Here is a 4,325-nt window from a genome sequence, read left to right on the forward strand (position 1 = left end):
GGAGCACCAGGACGGTGGCGGCGGAGAGGCGGGGCTGGACGGCGGGCCGGGCGGACTCGTGGACGGTCAGCGTGGCGGTGATCAGCCCGACGCCGACCAGCACGGCGAGCCAGCACGCGAGGTGGCTCGACCAGCGCTCACGGACGTTGGCGACGATCAGCATCACGCCTCCAGCCGGGCCATGCGGGCCGCGACGGCGGCGGCGGCGCGGGCGTGGTCGCCGTCGAGGTCCAGCCGGTCGGCGATCCGGCCGTCCTGGAGGAAGACCACGGTGTCGGCGACGGCGGCGGCTGCCGGGTCGTGGGTGACCATGACCGTGGTCTGTGCCTGCTCGTCCACCAACCGCCGCAGCAGGCGCAGGACTTCGCCGGAGGTCCGGGTGTCCAGAGCGCCGGTGGGCTCGTCGGCGAAGAGCACGTCGGGGCGGGTGACCAGGGCGCGGGCCAGGGCGACGCGCTGCTGCTGGCCTCCGGAGAGCCGGCTCGGCCGGTGCCCGGCGCGCTCGGCCAGCCCGACGGCGCGCAGCGCGGCGGCCACCTCCTCGCGGCCGACGGTCCCGCCCTTCCGGCGGCCCGCGAAGCGCGCGGGCAGTTCGACGTTCTGGGCGGCGGTCAGCGACTCGACCAGGTTGTACGCCTGGAACACGAAGCCGATCCGCCCGCGCCGCAGTTCGGTGCGGCGGCGCTCGCTCTGGGCGCCGAGGTCGAGGCCGGCCAGCAGCACCCGGCCGCCGGTGGGCCGGTCCAGTCCGGCGGCGCACTGGAGCAGCGTGGACTTCCCGGAGCCGGAGGGCCCCATGATCGCGGTCAGGGTGCCGCGCGGAAAGCCGAGCGTGACCCGGTCGAGCGCGGTCACCGCCCCTTCGCCGCTGCCGTGCACCTTGCGGACGTCGTGCAGCTCCACCACGCCGTGCGGTTCGGCGGCGCCCCGCTCCGCCCTGGGTTCCCGATGGTTCGTCATGCCGAGGATTCCAGCGGACCCGCGGACCGGGGGCACTGATCCGGGCACCACCGGGAAGGTAGTGCCTGCACTACCCCGCCCGACGGACCACCCCACTATCGTTCTTCGCATGCGTCCGAGAACGGCATGGCAGGCGATGGCCCAACGGCCGTTGAGCTTCCTCGGCTCCGCGTGGCCGTGGCGTTCGCTGGCGTACCTGGCGAGCGGGGTGCTGGTGGGGGCCGCGGCGCTGGTGGTGCTGGCCGCCGGACTGGTGGCGGGGGCGGTGCTGCTGGTGGTGCTGGTCGGGGTGGCGCCGCTGGTCGGGGTGGTGCTGTCGGCGGTGGCGGTCGCCGCCGTCGAGCGGTGGCGGCTGCGGCTGGTGGACCTGGACCCGGCCGAGGACCCGCACCGGGCGCCGGACGCCCCGGGGCCGCGCGCCTGGGCGGCCACCCGGCTGACCGAACCGGTGACCTGGCGCGAACTGGGCTTCACCCTGCTCTCGGCCGCCGCGCTGTGGTGGCTGGACCTGCTGGTGCTGCTCTTCTCCTTCGGGGTGCCGGCGCTCTGCTTCTCGTCGCTCGACGGCGCCACCTGGCCGTGGTCGGTCTTCGGGGCCCTCGTGCTGCTCGCCTCGCCGTACACGGTGACCTCCTGGGCGGGCGCCCGCGCGGCCCTCGCCCGCACCCTGCTCGCCCCGCGCGACGCGGAGTTGGGCGCGCGACTGCGGGAGGTGAAGGCCTCCCGGGCGCGGCTGGTGGACGCCTTCGACGCCGAGCGGCAGCGGATCGAGCGGGACCTGCACGACGGCGCGCAGCAGCAGCTGGTCTCGCTGGGGATGACCCTCGGGCTGATGCACCTGGACGTCCCGCCGGGCTCGCCGCTCGGCCCGCAGCTGGCCCAGGCGCAGGAGCAACTCGGCACCGCTCACGAGGAGTTGCGCCGGATCGTACGCGGCCTCAATCCTCCGGTGCTGGCCGACCACGGGCTGGCCGCCGCCGTCCGGGAGCAGGCCGGACGGTTCCCGATCCCGGTCACCGTCGACCTGGACCTGCCCGTCCGGCTGCCCCGGCAGCTGGAGACCGGCGTCTACTACCTGATCAGCGAGGCGATGACCAACATCGCCCGCCACAGCGGTGCCGGCCACGCCCGGGTCTCCGGCCGCTACCACGCGGACCTGCTCGTCCTGGAGATCGCCGACGACGGCCGCGGCGGCGCGGACCCGGCGCTCGGCAGCGGGCTGACCGGGCTCGCCGACCGCCTCACCGCCGTCGACGGCCGGATGCGGGTGTCCAGCCCGGACGGCGGCCCGACCCTGCTCCACGTGGAGATACCGTGCCGCTTCGGGTGATCGTCGCCGAGGACGCCGTCCTGCTCCGTGAGGGACTGGTCGGCCTGCTGCACCGCTTCGGGCACCACGTCCTCGCCGCCGTCGGCGACGCGGACGCCCTGGCCGCCGCCGTGCGCACGCAGCGGCCCGACCTCGTGGTCACGGACGTCCGGATGCCCCCGGACCACCGCGACGACGGCCTGCGAGCCGCCGTCCGGCTGCGCCGGGAGCACCCCGGGCTGCCGGTGGTGGTGCTCAGCCAGTACGTCGAACAGTCCTACGCGACACGGCTGTTGGACTCGGACGGCGGACGGGCGGTCGGCTACCTCCTGAAGGAGCGGGTGGGCGCGGTGGCCGACTTCATGGCCGGCCTGGAACGGGTGGCCGGCGGCGGGACGGTGGTGGACCGGGAGGTGGTCCAGCAGCTGGTCCGGCTGCGGCACGACCCGCTGGAGCGCCTCAGCGCCCGCGAGCGCGAGGTGCTGGCACTGATGGCCCAGGGCCGCTCCAACGCCACGCTCGCGGCTGAACTCTTCATCAGCGACGCGGCGGTGAACAAGCACATCGGCAACATCTTCGCCAAGCTGGACCTGCCGGTGGACGTGGACGGCCACCGGCGGGTCCTGGCGGTGCTGCGCTACCTGGGGGCGTGAGGGCCGCGGGGGCGGTGCGGCCGGCTCAGCCGGTGGGCGGCTTGGTGCCGTTGGGCCAGACGCAGGGGGACTCGAAGCCGACGACCAGCGTGGTGGGCCAGTTGTCGCCGTCCGAGATGGAGGCCTTGAAGCCGTTGTCCGGGTTGGTGAGGACGATCACGCCGGGCCTGCTGTCGGTGACCTTGAACCCGGCCACGACGAGGTGGCCGCGGAAGGTGTCGAAGATCGTGTCGTGGTGGTCGGCCGGGATGTCCCGCAGGAAGCGGTACGTCACGGCCTTGACCCGGCCGTCCGGTTCCGAGGGGGCGTCCTTCTTGAAGCACTTCTCCTCGGCGTCCCGGTCGACGACCGGCGAGATCGGCTTCGGGAAGGCGAGGAAGATCTCGGTGAAGTACGTGTCGGTCTTCTGCTTGGCCTGGGCGCTGGTCAGCGGGGCGTCGGCCGAACCGGAGCAGGAGGTGGCCGCCAGCAGGACGACGCCGGCCGACAGGGCCGACCGCACGGCGCGAGCACGGGGGAAAGCAACGGTCACCGCATGATCCTTGAGGGGTTGTGTGGGCTGCCGGGGTCGGGACTGATCCTAGACCGTGTGCCAGAGGGCGGCCGCGAAGACCGCCGTCACCCAGGTCCACAGGACGGAGAGGCCGAGATGCGCGACCGTGCGCAGGCGGTCGCCGCGCCACAGACGGGGCGAGAAGTAGGCGAACTCGAAGAGCCAGCGCAGGCCCCAGAAGAGGGTCTGGCCGGCCAGCAGGGCGGTGCCGAGCCGGCCGCCGGCGAGCAGGTCGGGGGCCAGGCAGAGCGGGAGCAGGCCGAGCAGGGCGCAGGCGAGGCCGATGAAGAAGAGGTGGGCGTAGGAGACCTGGCGGGTCAGCAGGGTGGTGTCGGCGAGGTCGGCGGGCCAGCCGATGGCGCGGGGCAGGACGGCGTGGACCAGGCCGGCGGTCACGAGGGCGGCGCCGACCAGGCGCAACTGGGCCTCGAGGGTGAGGAGTCCGGGCGTACCGGTCAGTTCGGCCAGGGCGGTCAGCTCGGCCAGTCCGGTCGGCCCGGTCATGAGGCGGGCTTCCGGAGGGCGAAGGCGGTGACCAGCCCGGCGATCCGGCGTTCGGCGGCCGGGTGCAGGCCCGCCTCGGCGGCGTGCCGGAGCCAGGTGGCCCGGGGCAGGAAGTGCCAGGCGCCGGGGCCGTAGACGGCGGTGTTGGCGGCGTCCCGCAGGTGCTCGACCAGCAGCAGGGTGCCGCCGGGGCGCAGGGTGCGGGCGGCTTCGGCGAACAGGGCGGTGCGGTCGGCGGGCCGGCGCAGTTCGTGGGCGGCGAAGACGGCGAACACGGTGTCCAGGGTGCCCGTCGCGGCGGGCAGGGCGTCCGGCCGGGCCGGGATGCCGCCGGGGGCGGGCGGGG

The 4,325-nt window shown here is 74.8% G+C and carries 6 protein-coding genes; 2 read left to right on the forward strand and 4 right to left on the reverse strand.

Annotated elements, in window-relative coordinates:
* Window positions 1-162: 162 nt before the first annotated feature.
* Window positions 163-960 (reverse strand): ABC transporter ATP-binding protein, encoded by a 798-nt coding sequence (locus tag AE652_RS36030; RefSeq protein WP_049659226.1) that lies wholly within the window; start codon window positions 958-960, stop codon window positions 163-165.
* Between the two features lie 109 nt (window positions 961-1,069).
* On the opposite strand from AE652_RS36030, the gene AE652_RS36035 reads away from it, so the two are divergent.
* A complete protein-coding gene (locus AE652_RS36035; protein ID WP_049659227.1) occupies window positions 1,070-2,290 on the forward strand; it encodes a sensor domain-containing protein in 1,221 nt (406 codons plus the stop codon).
* The gene (locus AE652_RS36040) at window positions 2,275-2,922 is read left to right on the forward strand and encodes a response regulator transcription factor (protein WP_049659228.1); all 648 of its coding nucleotides are present in this window, start codon (window positions 2,275-2,277) and stop codon (window positions 2,920-2,922) included. Before AE652_RS36035 ends, AE652_RS36040 begins: the two co-directional genes overlap by 16 nt.
* A 25-nt stretch (window positions 2,923-2,947) precedes the next feature.
* On the opposite strand, the gene AE652_RS36045 is transcribed toward AE652_RS36040, so the two are convergent.
* From AE652_RS36045 to AE652_RS36055, 3 genes are all read right to left on the reverse strand, one after another.
* The gene (locus AE652_RS36045) at window positions 2,948-3,454 is read right to left on the reverse strand and encodes a hypothetical protein (protein WP_147409341.1); all 507 of its coding nucleotides are present in this window, start codon (window positions 3,452-3,454) and stop codon (window positions 2,948-2,950) included.
* 48 nt (window positions 3,455-3,502) lie between these two features.
* Entirely contained in the window at window positions 3,503-3,979 is a 477-nt protein-coding gene (locus AE652_RS36050) for a hypothetical protein (protein WP_107086630.1), read from the reverse strand.
* A partial coding sequence (locus AE652_RS36055) for a class I SAM-dependent methyltransferase (protein ID WP_049659230.1) occupies window positions 3,976-4,325 on the reverse strand: 350 nt, incomplete at its 5' end. The genes AE652_RS36050 and AE652_RS36055, both read right to left, overlap by 4 nt.

It is taken from the genome of Kitasatospora sp. MY 5-36 (assembly GCF_001182915.1).
Lineage (GTDB): Bacteria > Actinomycetota > Actinomycetes > Streptomycetales > Streptomycetaceae > Kitasatospora.

Excerpts from the sequence above, each read along its gene's own strand:
- AE652_RS36030 (WP_049659226.1), bottom strand. The coding sequence starts at position 960 with ATGACGAACCATCGGGAACCCAGGGCGGAGCGGGGCGCCGCCGAACCG.
- AE652_RS36035 (WP_049659227.1), top strand. The coding sequence starts at position 1,070 with ATGCGTCCGAGAACGGCATGGCAGGCGATGGCCCAACGGCCGTTGAGC.
- AE652_RS36050 (WP_107086630.1), bottom strand. The coding sequence starts at position 3,979 with ATGACCGGGCCGACCGGACTGGCCGAGCTGACCGCCCTGGCCGAACTG.